This window comes from Spirochaetae bacterium HGW-Spirochaetae-1, assembly GCA_002839375.1.
GTDB lineage: Bacteria > Spirochaetota > UBA4802 > UBA4802 > UBA5550 > PGXY01.
The window spans coordinates 704,673-725,112 of the sequence record PGXY01000003.1; the positions used below are offsets into that span (position 1 = coordinate 704,673).

Genomic DNA, 20,440 nt, shown 5'->3' on the forward strand with positions numbered 1-20,440 from the left:
TTATTATAGTATTCCCGCAATTAGTTCCAGTAATGCTCTGTCCATCTATGCTGGGGATACAAAATAGGTCATATCTCCGTCAGCGTGATTGAGATTATGGCATTCGATCTGATGTCGTGAGTATAGCAGGCAGGTAATGATAGGTCAATCGGGCATTTGCTGATAGTACTGTGGAGGAATAACCTCAAAATTATGTAAGGAATTCTCTTACACGGGTTAAAATTTCACTGTTTTTTGCGGCGATCGTGGATAAAACGGTCCGTTTCCCACTCTTCCAGAAGCCTGTTGTAGGCCTGGATAATGTCCTTGTGGGTGAGAAGCCCGACAATTTTCCTTTGCTCATCACCGCTTACCACGGGGACATTCTCTAGGTCGTACTTCTCGATAGTCTTCATGGCCCGGGAAACCTTGTCGTGCTCCATCACCACGGGCACGGGCGAGATGATGTCGCCGGCGATGAGCAGGTCCGTGAGCTCCGTGGACAGCAGGGCCTGCCGTACATCGCGCAGGGATACAATGCCCATGAGCCGGTCGCCGTCATCAACGACAATGACATCGCCGAAACGCGACTGCATGAGTACATCGGTGAGACGGCGGAAGGGCATGCGGTAATTCACTTTTTCCAGGTCCCGTATCATGAGATCGCTGACCTCTATGCGGCTCAGCACATCGACCTGCCCCATGGGGCTGATGTCGATACCGCTCTTCTGCAGTCCTATGGCGTACACCGTTCCCTTGTTGACGTAGAGGGTTACCAGGTAGGATAAAACCGATACCAGCATGAGGGGAAGAATGAACCGGTAATCATTGGTCGTCTCAAAGACCAGCATTATGGAAGTCAGGGGTATGGAGTTTATTCCCGCGAGTATGCCGCCCATGGCTACCAGGGCGAAGGCCACGGCATTGAGGTCCAGGCCGAATAGATAGTTGAATGAAACGGCGAAGGCGTATCCCAGGAGCACGCCGATCATGAGGGAAGGTGCAAAGGTGCCGCCGTAGGAGCCGGCATGTAGGAAAAGGGAGAGAAACACGATCTTCAAAACCAGCAGAATGATAATCGTCTCAAAAGGAATCTGGGCGTTCAGGACGTCGTTCATGACGGAATAGGTAAGCCCGTAGAGCTGGTAGTATTTCAAAAGAACGATGCCGAAGACGATAGTAACCGGGAGCAGCTTTAGATATTCGTTCTTAATCCTTAATTTTTCATTGAGCAGCCAGTTGGTAAAACCGTTCAGTTTAAAATACATGAGGGATATAATTCCGCAGAGGACCGCCAGCAGCAGGAAAAAGGGGTATTCTCCCAGGGCGCCCACGGAATAGGGCGGTATCTTGAAAACCGCGTCATTGCCCAGGACAGCACGGGAAAGAATGTCGGCAACAACGGACGATACGATAAGGCCGCTCATGGACTGACTCTTCATATCGTTGAGAAGGATAACCTCAATGCCGAAAAATACACCCGTAATGGGGGCATGGAACACGGCCGATATGGCCGCGCCGGCACCGGCAGCGGTGTACATCTTCATGTTCCGGGAACTCAATCGGAAGACCTGGGACATAAAGGAACCGATGCCGCTCCCCATTTTCGCCGCCGGCCCTTCGGGGCCCAGGGGAGCGCCCGTACCAATGGCGATTATGGGAGCTATAAAATGAAAGAGTGTCACCTTGAGCGGTATGAAGCCGTTATTCAGTATCATAGATCTGATAACACTGATAATGCCCCGCTCACGCGCCACGACAGGGAATGCCCTGGTCATGATGACGATGATAATGGCACCGATGGAGGGGATAATGAAAATATAATTGCCCTGCAAGGAAAAGAAGGCACCGACGTTCTGCGGATCAAAAAAATCCCGCATGCCGCCGAGAGAAACATGAAAGAGCACAGCCCCGCCGCCGGCGGCAAGGCCCAGAATTATGGAAATGATAATGTGGGATATATAGCGGGAGATGTCGGTATCGAAATAGATATCGCGGATTCGTACGCTTAGTTTCTGCAATCCCGAGTATGTGTCCATTTTGATGTTTTTATTTGATCCTTAAAAAGGTCAGATAAAAGAGTATCTCCTTCATTTAAGGATGCCATACTATAGACCGGTGTAAAAATTCAAGACATTTATACATCTTTCTGCATAAAAAAACGCTTGCTTTGTCCGGGACTATTGAGTTTATGCTGAGACAAATTATTTTTCGTCACTATTAATTTCAATTGCCCGGACAATCGGGGATAAAAAGGAAACCTCCCTTGAAAGAAGTCCTGATAACACCCATACAGAAAATACTGATAAGCTTCTTATTCCTTATACTCCTTGGATCGGGCCTCCTCATGCTCCCTTTTTCCACCGTGAAGGGCATTTCCTATATTGACGCTCTCTTCACGTCCACCTCGGCGGTCTGCGTCACGGGACTCATCACCGTTGACACCTCCACAATCTTCACCTTCACAGGACAGATGATAATCCTGGGCCTCATTCAGCTCGGCGGCCTGGGAATTATGACTTTTTCTCTTTCCCTTTTTTCCCTGGCCGGGGGAAACCTCTCCCTGAAATGGCGGTACGCCTTTGAAAACATCTATAACGACATCCACAGCAAGCCGGTAAAAAGTATTTTAAAGCGTATCGTTCTGTATACACTGGTAATCGAATCAACGGGGGCGGTCCTTCTATACACACAGTTTATACAAAAATTTGAACCGGGAACAGCCCTGAAGCACGCGGTCTTCCACTCCATCTCGGCCTTCTGCAACGCCGGGTTCTCCACTTTTTCAGACAACCTCATGGGTTACTACAACAACACCGTGGTCATCATGACCGTGGCGTGTTCCATAATCCTGGGCGGCCTGGGATTTCTCGTCCTCCAGGAGATAGCCCAGTTCATTGCCTTCAGGAAAAAACGGAGGATGCGTCGAAATGCTCTTACTCTGCATACCCGGTTCGTTCTCATTCTTACCATCATCGCCATTGCGGGAGGGATGCTGTTCTTCGGCCTGCTGGAATGGAAACACATGCTTTCGACACAGCAGGTCCATGAAAAAATTCTGACCTCTTTTTTCCAGTCCGTGACCTGCAGAACGGCGGGCTTCAATACCGTCGACATAGGGTCCCTGCGCCAGAGCACGCTTTTCATCATGATCATGCTCATGTTCATCGGCGGCTCTCCCGGTTCAATTGCCGGAGGCATCAAAACCACCACGGCCGGCGTCATATGTCTGCTCATCTATGCAAAGTTCAAAGGTGAAAAACAGATACGCCTCGGGGACCGGGCCCTGGACCCGGAAACTATCGACAAAAGCATGACCCTAATGATTCTGGCTATGTCCTTTATCTTCTTCGCTACATTCCTTACGCTCACCATTCATGAATTCGACCTGAATAACTCTTTTCTCTCGGCCTTCTTTGAGATAACCTCTGCCTTCGGCACTGTGGGTCTTTCCATGGGAGTCACAAACCATCTTTCGGCATACGGGAAGCTTCTCATATCCGTTGTCATGCTCGTGGGACGGTTGGGGCCTCTTACTCTCATTCTGGGCCTCACATCAAAACACCGGGATGTTTCCATTGAATATCCCGTAGAACAAATCATGATAGGATAAACTATGAAAAAATTTGTGGCAATCGGGCTGGGTAATTTCGGTTTAAGCGTGGCGAAGACGCTGGAGGATAACGGCTGCGAGGTCCTGGGCATAGATACCTCAAAAAACACGGTGAACTACGCCAAGGAATTCCTGACCCACGTTCTCATCGGCGACGCCTCCAACCGTGAGGTGCTGGAGTCGCTTTCCCTCAGGGACTTCGACGGTGCTATCGTCAGTATCGGTCAGGACATGGCCTCGAGCATTCTCATCTCTCTCTACCTGAAGGAAATCGGCGTAAAGAGCATTATCGTGCGGGCCGTATCGGAGGACCACGGCAAGATCCTCACCATGATCGGCGTGAACGAGGTTGTTTTTCCCGAACACGACATGGGGGTCAGGATGGGAAACCGGCTGGCGTCAAAAAATGTCATGGACTATCTTCCCCTCGGCGAGGATTACGGCATCATCGAGCTTACTCCCCCGCCGGGCTTTCTCGGCAAGAACCTGAAAGAGCTGGAGATCAGGCCCCGCTATAACTGCCAGGTCATCGGGATAAAATATTTGCCTGAAAAAAACGGGAAACCGGGATCAAAAACGGAGAGGGAAAGAATTATCATCGCTCCATCGGCCGATGAGCTGATAACTGAAAAAAGTATCATGATTCTCATTGGAAAAATGCGCGACCTGGATCGGCTGCAGAATCAGTCGTAAGCGTATTACTTGCCCTCATCGAGACGCCACTGTATGGCGTACTGGACCAGTTCATCGGAACTCGCCAGGTTCAGCTTCTTCTTGATGCGCTCACGATAGGTTTCGATGGTCTTGACGCTGAGAAGCAGGTCACCGGCGATATGGCGCGTACTGAGCCCCTCGCCGATGAGCCGGAATACTTCCAGTTCGCGGTTGGTGAGAGAATCGATGGGAGAGTTGCCGCGGTCCGACGGATCGGCCAGGAGTTTAACCAGGAGGGTCTCCTTAAGAACGGGGCTCATGTAAATCCTGCCTGCCAGTATTTCCCTCACGGCAAATATCACCCGTTCAATGGATTCACTCTTCATTATGTAACCTTTAGCCCCGGCTTTTATGGCCCGCTCCGCGTATATGCCCTCATCGAGCATGGAGAGAATGAGAACAGGAACATTGAAGCGGTGTTTTATCGCCTTGGTGAGTTCAATACCGTTGGCGCCCTTGAGGCTTATGTCCACAATGGCAATATCAGGATTTGTTTGCTCCAGAAGTCTGACGGCCTCGCTTGAGTCCTCGGCTTCGCCGCATACGCACATATCCGCCTCAGTGTTGATAAACTGTTTGAGTCCCTGCCTGACAACGGAGTGATCGTCGACGATAAAAACCCTGATTTCCTTCTCTTCACTCATTTTTTCATCACTGTCCCCTTTATATTGTTCACGTATTTTTCAATACACAGGAAACCAGTGTCCCCCGGCTGTTTCCCCGTTCAATGTTAAGTGTTGCCCCAATAAGCCCGGCGCGGTATTTCATTATGTGAAATCCCAGTCCGTTACCGCCGCTCTTCCTGACCCCCGTAAGTCCGCTGCCGTCATCGGCGACGGTGAGAATCGTCCTGTCGTCACCCATCCTGATCTCGACGGATATATGCCGGGCATTGCCGTGCCGGACCGCGTTGTTCAGGGCCTCCATTATTATATAGTAGAGATTGACGCCCTTGTTCTCATCCTTCATGGTGAAATCCTCGTCGTAGTCCAGCGAACAGCGTATATTGAAAAGCTGCTCGATATTCAGACAGAGCTGCTGGACCGAAACGATGAATCCCCCCTCGCCCAGATTCACGGGACTCAGGCCCCGGGCAATATTGCGGGTCTGTTCCTTGGCCTCGTTGAGAAGGCGGTATATCTCCCTGGCATTGGCCTCTTCACCGATATTCTGCCCTGCCAGTTTCTTTATAAGCAGTTCACAGAGAAAACCGGTCCCGGTGAGAATCTGGCCCAGGCCGTCATGAAGGTCCCGGCCGATGCGCTGCCGTTCCCGGTCCACGGAGTCCATGATTTTGAGTTCCATTTCCTTGCGCTCGGCGATATCCCTAATGATGCCCTGGTAACCCTTGATTTCATTTTCTTCATCCCTGAGAGCTGTCACGGTAACGGAGCAATCAACGGCCTTGCCGTCCTTTCTTTTCAAGCGGCCCTCGTAATCGTTGATGAAGCCCTTTTCAAACAGGGCCGAGAGGATTTCATCCAGATCTTCCCGGTCGGCGAATATTTCCCCGATATGAATCCCCTCGGCTTCTTCGATGGAATATCCCAGCATGAGAATCATGGATGGATTGATGGTCTGGATCAGTCCCTTCCGGTCGCAGAGTATTATGGCGTCCTTTGACTGCTCAAAGAGGGTTCTGAACTTCTGCTCGCTCTCCTTGAGACGGTTATCCATCTTATGCTTGTACATGGATGTCTCCACCATAGCGTAGAGTTCCTTGGCATTGATGGGTTTAATAATATAGCCGTAGGGATTGATGAGCTTGGCTTTCTGAAGTATGTCGTTGTCCGAATAGGCCGTGAGAAAAATGATGGGGATATCATAGGATTTATTGATAATCTCGGCGGTTTCCACGCCGTCCATATCGCCGTCCAGGCTTATATCCATGAGAATGAGGTCTACTCTCTGTTTTTTCAGCTCATCCAGGCATGCCTGTCCCGATGATACAAGGTTGGTATCGGGATACCCGTTTTTATGCAGAACATTCTGAATGTAGAGGGCGATAATAACCTCGTCCTCGACGATCAGAATTTTCGAGTCATAATTTCTGGATTCCGCGGTATCCGCATATGAAAGATTAATGCTCATCCGGTCCGTATCATATACAAAATGAAAATAATTAATCAATCACAAAATAATCATTGTCCTTTTTTTCCATCATCAAGGACCTTGAGCCGGCGGACGGCCAGCTCATATACTGCCAGTTCACCGATCTCATCACGTGACTTTTTAATCTGTCCATAATGATAACGGGCGATATCGGGCAATCCCAGGGTTTCGGCATTCCTCCCCAGGACATAATGGTCCTCTTCGAGGACCCGGTCGTCTCCCCTGTTTTCCAGCATCTTGTAAATGACCTGCTTTGATTCGGTTATTTTACCCATATCGGCATAGATCGTGGCCATGGTATGAAGATGGGCGTGGATGCTGAAGTTACTCAGGCGGTTGCTGATAATGGCGTAATTGAGCAGTTCGTCAAGGGAGTCGTCATAAAAAAGTCCCATCCAGGCCAGAAGATTGTAGGTCTGGGCATTGCCCACGTTCCGCTCATGGGCGTCCTTCAGGATTTTTTTGGCGCCCGGCAGATCGCCCTGCCTGATCCGGCAGTTGGAATAATACTGGATATAGTCGGCATTATCGGGCTCTTTATCCAGCAGTTCCTTTATTTTCGTCTCGAACGTGGCTGCTTTCCCGCTCTCGGCAAGAATGACATAATAGGTCTCGAGAATATCCTTCTCAAATCCCTTCTTTTGTATTATCCTCTCCACGACGGGCAGGGCTTTTACATAATCCTCCTTGCCCATATAATGCACCAGCAGAACCTTGTCAATCTGGTAGAGCCATTCATCATCAGTCACCGATGCCCGCATAGCGAGAAGATCCGGTCCATATTCCCGTAGCATGCCCAGGAGGAGATAAATCGAAATCATGATCCTCTTTTCATCATTGCTGCCGCGCTGCCACAGGGAGAAAAAGGGAATATCCCGGATATCACGCTTCTGTGACAGCTGTTCAAATTCCAGGACCCAGTCCAGGACCTGTGTTGCGCGTGCGTACTGTTTTTCCTTTGTATGTGCCAGCGCCAGCAGGGCCAGCCCCATGGGAAATTTATCCGAGGTATCAAGCACCCGGTAGGTTCCCCCTTCCCTGACCACATAGTATACGGTTTTTATCTGTCGGTCCCAGAAATCAAATGTCACCTTGATCCGGTATCCCGTACCATCATCGCCACTCACATTGAAATTCATATTGGAATAGATAATATCAAAAACGTTCAGGTAATTCTTTCTGTCCGACGTGACGGAACGGATGAAATCCTTCCTGGTGGCGGTGTGCTCCTTCAGACGATCCTCGGCATTTTTAAGTTTCAGAGCATGGGCTGAATAGAGTTCCCGTACGCCCTTCTCATCGACCTGATCCATGTAATTTGCCTTCACATGGCGGTATACCGCGCTGACCGGCGAACCGGGATCGACCGTGATGGATTCCCATTTTTTCAGCTTTCCCGTGTAGGCGGCCCTGGATCGGTGCTCAATCGAATTGGAGGAAAAGCCGCTCAGCTTCTTAAGAAGGTCGGACGTCAGGGCGTAGTACCTGGCATGGGCGAGATAGTTGGCCGTATTCCCGAGAATTTCCTCGCGCTTTTCCTTGCTGTTTGTTATGGAATCAAGTTTTTCCCAGACCGGGTCAATCCCCTTCCGGACGGCCATGGCCATAAGGTAAATGGGCCAGGCATCCCCGGTGCGCGAAACTACGTCATCCATCTCAAGAATTTTATCATACTCACCGGCATGAAACAGGACAAGAAGATAATTGAAATCAAGGTCATCATTTTTCAGTTCGCTTCGGTAATGTTCATAGTATTCCCGCGATTTCTTATAATCGGCAAAGGGGCTGTATCGGTTGCCGTCAGCGTCATACTCCCACAATATGGCCAGGTTTCTCCAGGCATTGGCGATTGTCGGATCAAGCTTCACAACGGTGCCGTAGACCTCCTTGGCTTTTTCAATCTCAATGGTTCCCGTCAGCTGCCTGCCGAAGGGATCATGAAGATATGCCCATGCCAGGGCCATGTTCGCTTCCACGGATTTCGCGTTGAGACTGACTGCCTTTTTATAATACTCAATGGATGCATCGCGGAAACCGGCTGTGAGGATTATATTGCCCAGCCTGATATAATTGCCCGGCTCATTGCTGTAACGCGCAACCAGGTCCTTGTAATAGCTTATGCTCTTGTCTATTTCTCCCTTCTCATGGAACCGCGATGCCTGAGAAACGAATTTCAATTCCAGCGTATCGTTTTTTCTTATCTCGTAGAGCTGTTTTCGCAATTGCTTCAGCTGATCCGGACTGTATCGTCCCCTGCCGGTGTTGACGGAATACTCGGCCGTAACATCATTTTCCGTGCGTTTGAACGAATAGGAGAAAACCGTTTCCCCTATCTTAAATTCCCGGTTTTCCGGCATCTGGAGAAGGTCAAAGCCCGGCGGGATATGGACGGCATAAATCAGCTTGTACAGGTGCGGCATGGGAATCAGGAGATCACAATCCCGATCCTTCCAGGGAGACTTTTCCTTTTCAGCGACATTCACCTCGTCAAATTCCCGGAAATCGGTAAGCTCCTCGGGAAACTTGGAAATAAAAAAGCTCAAGTCCAGCCTGGTCCCCGCTTCATCAATATCGGTATAACCGTAATTCGTTTCGGGAATCATGAAGGAGTAGGTGAAGGGATGCTTCAGATCGACGGGCGTGGTATAATCGAATTTTTCATAGGATTCCGTGTTAAAATTATTCTTTATATATTCCACAAACTGTTTGGTCAGACTTTCCCTCCCCTCTTCATGATAGAAGGCCCTGCTCGACGAAGCAAAGTCGCCCGTTACCGTATAGGTCTCCATCACCTTTGATTTGCCCAGCTGAGAGAGATACACATCCCTTTTGAAAAGAACCGTGTTCTGCTCCGGCTTCTTGCCCGGGGTCCGGACCAGGTCTTTTGTCCCTTCGTCAATTATAAGCGCAAAGCGCTCCTGGTCGACGGCAGGCAGCTCTCCCACGGGAGTGAAATCGGCCGTGGCGTCTATCCAGAGATCAAGGGGAGCGGGAATGTACACGATGGCGTGATTAAAAAAATCCATGCCCGGAATATCGCGCATAACGTCCCGGTCATGACCGGCGCTGAGGAGCGCCACGCGGGCCTTGATGCCGGCCTTTCTCAGCATCGCGACCAGAAGCACGGCCTTATCCTTGCAGTCGCCGTACTTCCTTTCTATCACCTCGCGCGGTGAACGGGGAACAATTGATGCGTCACCGAACTCAACGCCGGTATAACGGATCTCGGCGTGCAGGAGGCGCACCAGCTCCTCAACATCGGCGCGGCTGTTGCCCCGGCTCTTAACGGCCTTTTTCATTAGCTGGTCAACACCGTTATCACCGCCCAGCTGTTTCTCAACTTTCGCATTGTACTCCCTGGCAACACTGTTCCAGTCAGCCACCGTGGAAAACTCCAGGGAGGACCAGAAAAGATTTTCCGGAAGAGTATAGAGAGGCGATGATTCCCTGGCCTGCAGATCTTTGGCTTCGAAGGTGTAATACCGGTAGCCGTCTCCCGATGTCACCAGGGGCTTCACGTCCAGGTTATGCAGCTTGAACCTGAAGGGCATTTTCTCGGGCAAATCAATTTTCACCACGGATTTTTTTATGGGTATTGTTCCGTTAAACCGGTAAGATTGCTGACTTCCCGATTTTATAAAGGGGGACCTGTCCTGGTAGACATATTCCTCCTCGACGATGCATCCAACCTCAATGGCGGGCAGGGGGCCTTTGATCATCTTTCTGTCGCTGTAGAGAAGCGGTGAGTTCTGTTTTGCCGATACTTCACCCACGGTTTTCGGGTCCAGTTCCGTCACCCTTCCTTCGGGAGAAATGACCCGGGCCGTTATGACCGGCCTTTCCTGGTACCAGGGGTACCATGCCGCACTGACATAATTCCAGTTGCTGGCCCCTACCTGGTTCAGTATCCGGTATTTCCTTTTAAATGTATATCGCTTGATTCCTTCGGCGCTGTAACGGAAGTGTGCGTCTTCAAGATAAATTTCGATAGGATAGTCATTCTGGCCGTTTTTTTTCTCGTTGTCCGTCGCGGCATTCTGGCCAATCATCCTGCCATCGACGATTCCCTGTCCAGGGACTCCGGCATAAACGGCGAACACCGGGGCGATGATTATGAATAATAAAAAGGATACGATTCTCTTTTGCATGCAGTACCTCATATATGTAAGGGAAACCCTTGCAGTGGCAGGTTCATTCCCCGATGTCCGCTCTATTCATTACCTGGCGGCTATTTCATTTCACGTTATCAAAAAATTCGAACACCGACTCAATCTCCGATCCCCAGTAAGCGAAATCATGGCCCGCATTGTCGGGATCGCTGAAAACAACATGAAGATCAGGACAATTTTTCTTCAGCACCTGGAAGAACCGTACGCTCTGGTCAAAGGGAACCACTCCATCCTTTTTTCCATGCCCGATGTATATGGGCATGGACCAATTGCCCTTTTCCACCTCATGCCGCGGGTTATCCACTGTTTCCCAGCGCTCTCCCCGGATACTGAAGGCTCCGTAGACACGCGCCATGAGACGGTCCCCGGGCATCCGTACCTGGTCAAAATCTCCCGAAAGGGCCGCCCCGGCTGTAAAGATCCCGGGATTCTGAAGGTGTACAAGGGCGACTCCCCTTCCACCCGTGGAAAGTCCCAGGAGATAATTGCGTTTTTTCTCCATGAGAAGCCCGTGGTTTTCCCGGAGAAAGGGGATCATCACGTCCCTTATCCATTGCCCGCCTGGAACTGCAGCCCATTTCAGTGTGGTTTCTTCGAAATAGCTGGACTCATAAAGCGTGATATTCATCTCCGGAAAGATGAGCCGAAAACCACGGCTATCGGCGAAACGGAGCAAATCGGTCTCACGGTACCACCGGTCCCGTGAAAATTTCCATCCCGGCAGTACCAGAACATCACCACGTATAACGGAGCAGTCCGGAACATATATATCAACGGGAACAGTCTCTTCGATAGAGGCCGATGGTGCCGATACGGAGATCCGAATATGGGTCATACCGGGCCGCAGGCCTTTGTCCGCTCCCTGACCCGTTACCCCGGAGTATAGTAAAAAAAACAGCGTGCATACCGCCGGAATATATCGTATTTTTTTGATAAAAATCATTCTGTCATCACACCCGCTTCAGATCATCGGGCCATGATCAAAAATACCGGGTCATTGAAAGATTTGCCCCGTCGGGCATTCGAATGCAGGCCGTTGTACGATAATCAACATGAAAACGCGGGATCACATCGATAACGACACTTCCCGGCATAAGCGGATGATCATTGGCGCCGAAAAAAAAGCTGTATTGCTCACCTACGGAAAAATATGAATATATGACATCAACGATTGTCGTGGCCAGGAATGCTCCGGCAAGAAGGGTGAACATGGCCAGGTCTCCGTCTTTATGATCGCTGCCGTAATCGATTCCGTACTTGATCCCGAATCCCAGCGTTGCAAGCTTGATACCCACAAAGGCGACGCCGGCCAGAGTATTGTTGCCGATGGAACCGCTCCAGAAGGGAAGAGCCGACAGCAGACCGGCCCTCAAGGCCAGTTCATCTTTTTTCTTCTGGTCCGGACTGATTTTACCTTTCATGGAAGATTCGCCAGGAGACATACTTGCAAGGCCGTACATCCTCGTCGTCAGGTTCCGGGTGAAGTCGACCGAGGCATCAGCCAGTTCAGTCATGGTGGCCGCCTCCTCTCTTTCCCCTATTTCGGCAATGCCCTTTTCAACATCGACGATCCTGCCGTTTATTATAATTTTATCGCCCAGTTTCATCACGGTGCCGATGAGTATTTTTTCCGCCGAAACAAGTTTCCCCACTTCCACGGCGCAGGTCTCATCAGTACATCCCGATTTCTGAAATCCCTGCTCCTTAAGAATCATATCCATCTGCTTGCGCTCGATAACGATAAACTCACCGCTGTTGATCATCTCTGTCCTGATGAGCTCTGAAACACGGCGGGCCGTGGCTTCGGGAACCCCGTCGGCCTTAAAATCCATGACAGCAATGCGCATACCGGCAGCATAGGATTGCGTTGATATTGATATCAGTATCAGCAGTATTATCGATTTAAAATATGAACTCATGCCTTGATCCCTTCTATTCCTGTAGTGAAAACCATATGTCAGCACGCTTCAACCTTTCATCTTTACGAATCGCCGCTGAAGTTCCATCAGGTCATTGGGACCGTCAATATCATTCTCCCAGTGCGCCGGATTTTTTTTGATATGATATATTTTTCCGCCATAATTACTGAGATCAATTTTATACAGCTTTTCATAAATTTCAAGAACCGTATCATAAAAATAATTTTCATTGATGCAGCGGTTTTTCACCTGCCGGATCATCTCGTAATTTCTTGTCTTCCACAGATGGAAAAGAATCTTGGAAAAAGAACTGGGGGTCAGTGCCTTGCGCAGATTATACAGGAAATTAACGCATTCGTATTCCATGAGATCATCGATACTTTTATGCTTTATTATGGCTCCCGTGTTGCCCACCCTCCCCTGGTAGGTATCGTATCCCACGTAGCTTTTCAATTTGCCCTTGTTCTGTCCATGCTTGATGTATTTTACGCGGTGAGCAAGCCAGTCGTCGGTCATGTCGGTAAACTCAACGACGCCAAAGGCCATGTGTATCAGAACACCGCGATGATCTTTTTCCTTTCCCAGGATGTTACTGTATTCTCCATGTATATATTCCACATCTTCGGAGGTTATACGCGGCGTGTCGCCGAAAAACACATCGACGCGCTGACCGTAATCAATCTGCCGGTAGAAATCCTTCCAGTGGCCTCCCACGGAATCGGTCATCTGCTTCAGGATCAGGTGGGGATACCTGTCCACATCAATCATCTGGCGGAAACTTTTTACATCGTTATAGACATATATCTTATCATAGAGGGGCTCTCCATCCTTACGGGCCCCATTTACGGCATCGATAACGTAATGGATTACGGGTTTTCCCGCCAGCATATACAGGAACTTGTTTTCCCCGAGATAGATCTCCTCTCCATCATAGGCCTCCTGTATCTCGCTTTTATATTTCTTTTTGGTTACAGGATCAAACCGGTTATACCCGGCCAGGACAAGGGCCATGGGTTTTCCGGTAGTATTGGTGCTGCTGGTATTGTCATCTGATGTCATAGTGAACTACTCTTTATTTGATAATAATCAATCCGTTAATAAAATTAACGGATAATAATGATATTATCGTCATATATCTGTCAACCCCCTTTTTTGTTGGATATATTCTCATCGATGGGGTGATATCGAATTTTCATGACGATACATCCGGCAGAAAATCAGCGGCACCTGGAGCCCGAAAAGCCGAATCCATTTCTGAAAAATAAAAAAGAGCCCTGTGTCGGGCCCCTTTTTTTATCCTGAAAGAATAATCCGTCATGGACCGCTCCCGCAGAGACCGGCCCATAATTTCCGTTATTTATTCATATTCATAACGGCGAGAAAGGCCTCGTGGATGGCATTGTTAATCTGACGCGGCGCCACAGAGTCCCCGATCACGGCGTGGGGGATGCCTGAACCTTCCAGGGCATCGGCCACCTTACGCACGGAGCGTGACCCGGCTGCATTGACGATCGTATCGAACTCCATGGTCGACACCTTGCCGTCCTTCTCGAAGGTGATCACACCTTTTTCTATGGAAGTGACCTTCGCACCGGCGATTATATTCACATCGAGCATCTCGATATTTCCCATGAGTATCCACTTCGTTGACTTGCCCACACCCTTCCCGACTTTCGGCATCATTTCAAATACCGTGACGTCCTTGGTGCCCTTCCGCATGAGCTCATGCAGTCGATCGGTGCTCTCGGCATTATACTTGAAGAGATAGCTGAGAGCATCGGGGCTGATAGTACCCTTGGAGCCGATGAACTCGGCCGTTTCAAGGCCCACGGCACCGCCGCCGATGACAGCGACACGGCGTCCCAATGCCGGATCGTCCCCGAGCACTGTCCAGGCCGAAATAACCGAAGGATCATCAATTCCCTTGATAGGCGGGACCAGGGGCTCTGACCCCTCGGCAACGATAACGAAATCGGGATTTCTTTTTTTGATGAAATCAAGATCCACTTCCTGCTCCAGGATCACCTCTACCTCATATTTGTCCAGCATGGTGTCATAGAAACGGACGAGCTCCCAGAGCTCCTGCTTGTGGGGAGGCGTGCCGGCGATCCAGAGCTGTCCACCGATATCCTCGCTTTTATCATAGAGTTCCACGGTATGGCCTGCCTCGGCGGCGCGGTATGCCGCCTCCATCCCGCCGGGACCGGAGCCTATCACCATGACCTTCTTCGGGCTGGCGGCCTTCTCTATTTTCCTGGCGCCTTCAAATCCAGCACAGGGATTCGCGATACAGAAAACGGGTTTGCCGGAAAATAGCTCGTCGGTGCATCCCTGCGAGCACGATACGCAGGGCCGTATCTCGTCGACCCGTCCCTGCCGTGCCTTCTCGGGCCAGTAGGGATCGCTGATGAGTACGCGCCCCAGGTTGATAATATCTGCAATGCCATCCTTCAGTATCTGCTCCGCCGTGAAGGGATCCGGTATGCGGTTGGAAGCCATTACGGGAATGGATACGGCCTTTTTGATATTCGAGGCAAGGTAGGTGAAGCCGCCCCGGGGCAGTTCCATGGAGAGCTGGGGAACACGCGATTCATGCCACCCACCCGTTACATTGATAGCGTTTATCCCTGCCGCCTCATATACCTTCGCTATCTCCGGCGTCTCCAGGTCAGTGTTGCTGCCGGGAACAAAATCATTGCCGGCCATACGTATCGTTATGGCAAAATCAGGACCCAGCCTTTTACGCATCATTTCAATTATTTCCCGTGGAAAACGTGTACGGTTCTCAAAGCTGCCGCCGTATTCATCGGTGCGCTGGTTTTTCAGGGGGGATAAAAACTGCGTGATGAGATATCCGGCTGAACCGATAAGCTCCACGCCGTCGAACCCGGCCTCGCGGGCCCTCTCGGCTGTGCGGACAAATCCCTCCTGTGTTTCCTTGATCTCTTCCAGCGTCAGCTCCCTGGGCATATCCTTGAGGTAATTGGAAAATATTGCCGACGGCGCCACGGGAGTCTCACCGCCCAGCTTCTTGGAATAGGAATAGGCCCCGGCATGGAAGAGCTGGACAAAGGCCCGGGCCCCCTCGTCGGTAATGAGTTTCGCGGCCCTGGCAAAGGAGGGAATGGCCGAATCATCACCGAGCTGGAGCGTCACCATGCCACTCCCCACGGCATTGAACCCCACGGGTCCTACGGTGACTATCCCTGCGCCTCCCCGCGCCCTTTCCTGATAGAAATCGTAATATTTATCATTGAACTTTCCATCATAGGAGTAGAGCAGACCCAGTGATGGATAAGCAATGCGGTTTTTTATTTCCAGTTTATTGATCTTGATGGGGCTGAAAAGATTTTTGAACATGACACTCACCTTTTTAAAATTTTGTCTCCCGATTATAGCAGATCAATCCGGGAGAAATTGCCAGTGCGTACCTTACAAAACAGCCCGCTTCCGGCACTGTCAACTATAAAACCGCACTGAATTATGCAACTGAAACTGCTATTAATTATTTAAAAGAAAAGCAACCACAGTGGCACAGAGTCACGGGATTGAGAAGGGGTTATATCCAGCTACCTGAATTAAATACCGGTAAAACAACATCGCTCAGAAGAGAATCTTTCCAATCCTGCTCCCGAACATCTGAAGTTTTTCAACCAAAACAAATTCTATGACAAATTAAGAAACGCCCTCTTCCCCCTGTGCTTTCCCAGTGACCCAGTGACCCTGTGGTGCTCTTTTATAGATTACTTCTGCACTATATTTCATCAGCAATGAAATTTTCATTTTAATGAGCTGTATGAAATACTCGAGACAAACATAACAATGTTATGTTTTTAGATCAACACATTTTTTCCTGAAATATCAGATTTTGAAAAAAGGGAAGCGGTGATATTCGATCATTGTGATCCCTTACACGCCGCGTACTTCGCAGGTCCGTGTAAAGGTTTCCACATAATCACAGAAGCGGTAAAGCTCGGCGGGTGAATAGGGGCGTATACCCCGGAGTGATTCATCAATAAGGGGAACCGTGGGAACAAACTGCTGGAGGCAGTATTTTTTCACATATCCCAGGGAGAGATGTATTTTTTCCAGGTCCTCGCCAGTGACGAATTCAGGTACGCAGGTGGTTCGCACCTCGTAATCCACACCGCTTTCCTGGATAATGTCAATACTTCGGCGTATGAGGCTGAAATCGACGGATCGCCCCGTGAGAAGGTGATATTTTTCCGGAGAGGTTTTTATATCGATGGCGACATAGTCCACGAGCTTTTTCGATATGAGCCGTTCCAGGACCGCGGGACTCAGTCCATTGGTGTCGAGCTTGATATCCAGGGGGATATCCCTGACCTGCTCCAGAAATGCATCAATGTCGCTGCGCAGCGTGGGTTCACCGCCCGTGAGGGTGACCCCGTCTATGAGTCCCTTCCGCCTGCGCAAAAAGGACAGCACCTCTTCGTTTTGTAACAGGTCGAGTTCGCTGCTGTCCCTGGCAAGCTCAGGATTATGGCAGTATCGACACCGCAGGTTGCACCCGCCGGTGAAAATAACCGCACTTATCCTGCCGGGAAAATCTATGAGAGAAGTCTTAAATATTCCTCGGATATTCATACATGTAAGCCGGATCCATTTCGAAATTATAGGTTTTTCTCTCTTTAAATTCCTCTTTTTTGCCCTTGTTCCACTGGTTTACCGGCCTGAAATAGCCCACAACCCGGGAATAGACCTCAACGGGAACCTTGACTTCTTTTTTTTCCATTATTATGTCTCCTTATTACCGTATGTTTATATCTGTAATTTTTTATATGCTCTATCAACAGGACGGGCCGGAGCCCTTCCCCTGCTATTATTATCGGTATTATTCCTTTTCAGCTTCAACTTCAATGCCAAAACGGCGCAAATCCTCGGGCGAATGCTCATAGGGACAGAATTTGTGCTCCCCGGGAAGATACCCGTGTACGGGACAGACACTGAATGTGGGCGTAATGGAAAAATAGGGAAGAGAATAATTTTCGGCGATCTTTCTCACCAGTCCCTTTACGACATCGATATCCTTGACCCTTTCACCGAGGAAAAGATGAACCACGGTCCCGCCCGTAAAGCGGGTCTGCAGTTCGTCCTGATGATCCAGTACCTCAAAGAGATCAGTGGTGAAAGAAACGGGAAGATGAACTGAATTGGTGTAATAGGGCTCATCGGTCCCGGCCGTAATTATTTCGGGAAAATCTTTCCTGTCGCGCCTGGCAAGGCGGTAGCTGACACCCTCGGCCGGAGTGGCCTCCAGGTTGTAGAAATTTCCCGTTTCATCCTGAAAAGATTTTATTGTATCACGCATAAAATCGAGGACTCGCCTGGCGAAATCCTTTCCTTCTATGGAGGCGATGTCGGCGCCGAGAAGATTGAGACAGGCCTCATTCATGCCCACAAGACCTATGGTGGAGAAGTGATTTCCCCAGTACCGCTTATCACGCATCTTCACATCGGAAAGATAGTACTTGGTATAGGGATAAAGATTGTTATCCGTGAACTTTTCCAGGACCTTGCGCTTCAGCTCCAGGGAATCACGGCCATGTTTCATGAGAATCTCCAGTTCCGTGAAAAACTGCTCCTCGGTATTACTGATATACGCCAGCTGTGGCAGGTTGATGGTCACCACCCCGATGCTTCCCGTGAGGGGATTGGCGCCGAAAAGTCCGCCGCCCCTTTTTCGCAGTTCCCTGTTGTCAAGACGCAGGCGGCAGCACATGGAACGGGCGTCTTCCGGGTCCATGTCGGAATTTACATAGTTGGCAAAATAGGGGATGCCGTATTTGGCCGTCATCTCCCAGACCGCATCGAGCTTCCTGTTGCCCCAGTCAAAATCCTTTGTTATATTATAGGTGGGAATAGGGAAAGTGAAAATCCTGTTTTTTGCATCGCCTTCAATAAGAGTTTCGGCAAAGGCTGAATTGAACATATCCATCTCGGCCTGGAACTCACCATAGGTCTCGTTCATGAGCTCACCGCCGATGACCACGTATTCATGGGCTATATTTGATGGAACGTTCAGGTCCAGGGTCACATTGGTAAAGGGCGTCTGGAATCCAACACGCGTGGGTATGTTCATATTAAAGATGAACTCCTGCAGCGACTGCTTCACGTCGTCATAGGTAAGGTTATCATACCTGATAAAGGGAGCGAGATACGTATCAAAATTCGAGAAGGCCTGGGCTCCTGCCGATTCGCCCTGAAGGGTGTAGAAAAAATTGACTATCTGACCCAGGGCGCTGCCGAAATGCTTGGCTGGCCTGCTCTCTATTTTTCCCGAGACACCGCCGAAGCCCTTCATGAGCAGATCCCGCAAATCCCAGCCCACGCAGTAGGCCGACAGTAGCCCCAGATCGTGAATGTGAAATTTTCCCTTTATATGGCAATCGCGGATTTCCGGCGGATATATTCTCTCAAGCCAGTAGCGCGCTGTTATTTCCGATGCTATATGGTTGTTGAGCCCCTGGAGGGAATAGCTCATATTGCTGTTCTCGTTGACACGCCAGTCCGACTGGTCCAGGTAATCCTCGATAAGCTGCAGCCCTTCGTTCATGAGGCTGGCGGCTTCACGTATCTTCCTGTGCTGCTCCCGGTAGATAATGAAGGCCTTGGCAACCTTGGCATGGCCGCGCTCGATGAGCATTTTTTCAACAAGGTCCTGGACGTTCTCCACGGTGGGAGTTCTGCCATCCTTGTATATTATGTCCAGAATGCCGATGACGGATTCCGTGACCGAAACGGCCGCGCTCCTGTCGCTGCCACCCACGGCCACGGCCGATCTGAAAATTGCATCGGTGATCTTCTCCGGGTTGAAGGGAACGATGCGTCCATCCCTTTTGCGGATATATGTGGTTTTAGGGGCAGTATTCATGAAATCACTCCGGGAACAGAAACATTGTTTAAAAAAAGAATGAAATACCGGTCAGGGCATAATAATATGCTCTACTTATGTAATGCATAATTGATGTAGTTTGGGTTTAGACTGGAGACCAGTTCCAATGCGACATAATATTTGTCTTGAATGTTACACTATGATTAACACTTTTTGAATTTAAGTCAAATAAAATATTATGTCTCCAATAAATTTTTTTAAAAAAATCCCGAATCTGCCGATAATATATCCTGAGGAAATGTGTTCCAAGCATAAACAACGATCTGGTGTGAACCCCCGCCTGAACAAACGGGTTTTTCACTAAACGAAAAACATCACATCAGAAAATGTTTATATAAATCTTAATATTTCATGATACCTGTGCACGAAACCGGCACTGTGTATAAAAGGAGAATTGCCATGAAAAAAATTACTGCCCTTTCCTTTACGCTGGCCATGATGTTCATTTTATCTTCGGGATTCGCCATCGGCAAATTCAAGACCGATATAATCGACAAGGTACGCCTTTCCGATACGGAAATCCCCGAAGGATTCATGTTGGGGCAGATACCCGGCCCAGCCAAGGTCGTCTTCAAGGGAAATCCCTGGCTCATGGACCGAAACGCCATCCAAAAACTTACCCAGCACATATATCCCGGGGGGGATTACACGAAGGTATCGCAGATACATGTGACTATACTGGCCAACCGGGAGAAGCCCTTCAGTGATGATATCGTCTGTTATGTGATCCTTTATAATGACACCATAGCGGCAAAGGATGAACTGAGAAAATTTCAGGAGTTCGTGGGCTATAACAGCGACCGCGCCATTCTTCTGCCAAAAGACAACCTGGCCGTTTTTCTTCTTGTTGATGACGTGAAGGATTTTCATTACATTCAGGCAATGGCGGGAACTATCGAGGGCAGACTAAGAGATCAGTGATTCGGATATACGCCATGGAGGGGGTGTCTCAAAAGGGCACCCCTTTTTGTATTTTTGGATGTCCCGGAACCGGGACAAGGTGAATGCAGGAGGGGGT

General features: G+C 49.5%; 13 protein-coding genes. 3 read left to right on the top strand and 10 right to left on the bottom strand.

The features are described from left to right. Window positions 1-224: 224 nt before the first annotated feature. Complete coding sequence (locus CVV44_07780) at window positions 225-2,018, bottom strand: hypothetical protein (GenBank protein ID PKL40104.1); 1,794 nt, start codon at window positions 2,016-2,018, stop codon at window positions 225-227. A gap of 227 nt (window positions 2,019-2,245) precedes the next feature. On the opposite strand from CVV44_07780, the gene CVV44_07785 reads away from it, so the two are divergent. Together CVV44_07785 and CVV44_07790 are read left to right on the top strand one after the other, a co-directional pair. Beyond that, entirely contained in the window at window positions 2,246-3,592 is a 1,347-nt protein-coding gene (locus CVV44_07785) for a hypothetical protein (protein PKL40105.1), read from the top strand. Between the two features lie 3 nt (window positions 3,593-3,595). Then, a complete protein-coding gene (locus tag CVV44_07790) occupies window positions 3,596-4,285 on the top strand; it encodes a hypothetical protein (protein PKL40106.1) in 690 nt (229 codons plus the stop codon). Between the two features lie 5 nt (window positions 4,286-4,290). On the opposite strand, the gene CVV44_07795 is transcribed toward CVV44_07790, so the two are convergent. From CVV44_07795 to CVV44_07835, 9 genes are all read right to left on the bottom strand, one after another. Further along, entirely contained in the window at window positions 4,291-4,950 is a 660-nt protein-coding gene (locus CVV44_07795; GenBank protein ID PKL40107.1) for a DNA-binding response regulator, read from the bottom strand. Between the two features lie 28 nt (window positions 4,951-4,978). After that, window positions 4,979-6,436, bottom strand: a complete 1,458-nt coding sequence (locus CVV44_07800; GenBank protein PKL40108.1) for a hypothetical protein — start codon at window positions 6,434-6,436, stop codon at window positions 4,979-4,981. 11 nt (window positions 6,437-6,447) lie between these two features. Then, window positions 6,448-10,578 (bottom strand): hypothetical protein, encoded by a 4,131-nt coding sequence (locus CVV44_07805; GenBank protein ID PKL40109.1) that lies wholly within the window; start codon window positions 10,576-10,578, stop codon window positions 6,448-6,450. 73 nt (window positions 10,579-10,651) lie between these two features. Beyond that, window positions 10,652-11,530: an alpha/beta hydrolase gene (locus CVV44_07810; protein ID PKL40110.1), complete on the bottom strand. Its 879-nt coding sequence runs from the start codon at window positions 11,528-11,530 to the stop codon at window positions 10,652-10,654. A 37-nt stretch (window positions 11,531-11,567) separates the two neighbouring features. After that, the gene (locus CVV44_07815; GenBank protein PKL40111.1) at window positions 11,568-12,506 is read right to left on the bottom strand and encodes a hypothetical protein; all 939 of its coding nucleotides are present in this window, start codon (window positions 12,504-12,506) and stop codon (window positions 11,568-11,570) included. A 48-nt stretch (window positions 12,507-12,554) separates the two neighbouring features. Continuing rightward, the gene (locus CVV44_07820; GenBank protein PKL40112.1) at window positions 12,555-13,565 is read right to left on the bottom strand and encodes a hypothetical protein; all 1,011 of its coding nucleotides are present in this window, start codon (window positions 13,563-13,565) and stop codon (window positions 12,555-12,557) included. 294 nt (window positions 13,566-13,859) lie between these two features. Next, window positions 13,860-15,866 (bottom strand): NADH:flavin oxidoreductase, encoded by a 2,007-nt coding sequence (locus tag CVV44_07825; protein PKL40113.1) that lies wholly within the window; start codon window positions 15,864-15,866, stop codon window positions 13,860-13,862. 549 nt (window positions 15,867-16,415) lie between these two features. Then, window positions 16,416-17,114 (bottom strand): anaerobic ribonucleoside-triphosphate reductase activating protein, encoded by a 699-nt coding sequence (locus CVV44_07830; protein PKL40114.1) that lies wholly within the window; start codon window positions 17,112-17,114, stop codon window positions 16,416-16,418. Window positions 17,115-17,361: 247 nt separating this feature from the next. After that, window positions 17,362-19,401, bottom strand: a complete 2,040-nt coding sequence (locus CVV44_07835) for a ribonucleoside triphosphate reductase (protein PKL40115.1) — start codon at window positions 19,399-19,401, stop codon at window positions 17,362-17,364. Window positions 19,402-19,821: 420 nt separating this feature from the next. Here CVV44_07835 and CVV44_07840 point away from each other — a divergent pair, with 420 nt between their 5' ends. Further along, window positions 19,822-20,343, top strand: a complete 522-nt coding sequence (locus tag CVV44_07840; protein ID PKL40116.1) for a hypothetical protein — start codon at window positions 19,822-19,824, stop codon at window positions 20,341-20,343. The last annotated feature ends 97 nt before the right edge of the window (window positions 20,344-20,440 follow it).

Bases quoted from the DNA above. Each gene is read 5' to 3' on its own strand.
- CVV44_07780 (PKL40104.1), bottom strand. From the start codon at position 2,018: ATGGACACATACTCGGGATTGCAGAAACTAAGCGTACGAATCCGCGAT.
- CVV44_07790 (PKL40106.1), top strand. From the start codon at position 3,596: ATGAAAAAATTTGTGGCAATCGGGCTGGGTAATTTCGGTTTAAGCGTG.
- CVV44_07795 (PKL40107.1), bottom strand. From the start codon at position 4,950: ATGAGTGAAGAGAAGGAAATCAGGGTTTTTATCGTCGACGATCACTCC.
- CVV44_07805 (PKL40109.1), bottom strand. From the start codon at position 10,578: ATGAGGTACTGCATGCAAAAGAGAATCGTATCCTTTTTATTATTCATA.
- CVV44_07810 (PKL40110.1), bottom strand. From the start codon at position 11,530: ATGATTTTTATCAAAAAAATACGATATATTCCGGCGGTATGCACGCTG.
- CVV44_07815 (PKL40111.1), bottom strand. From the start codon at position 12,506: ATGAGTTCATATTTTAAATCGATAATACTGCTGATACTGATATCAATA.
- CVV44_07820 (PKL40112.1), bottom strand. From the start codon at position 13,565: ATGACATCAGATGACAATACCAGCAGCACCAATACTACCGGAAAACCC.
- CVV44_07825 (PKL40113.1), bottom strand. From the start codon at position 15,866: ATGTTCAAAAATCTTTTCAGCCCCATCAAGATCAATAAACTGGAAATA.
- CVV44_07830 (PKL40114.1), bottom strand. From the start codon at position 17,114: ATGAATATCCGAGGAATATTTAAGACTTCTCTCATAGATTTTCCCGGC.
- CVV44_07835 (PKL40115.1), bottom strand. From the start codon at position 19,401: ATGAATACTGCCCCTAAAACCACATATATCCGCAAAAGGGATGGACGC.
- CVV44_07840 (PKL40116.1), top strand. From the start codon at position 19,822: ATGAAAAAAATTACTGCCCTTTCCTTTACGCTGGCCATGATGTTCATT.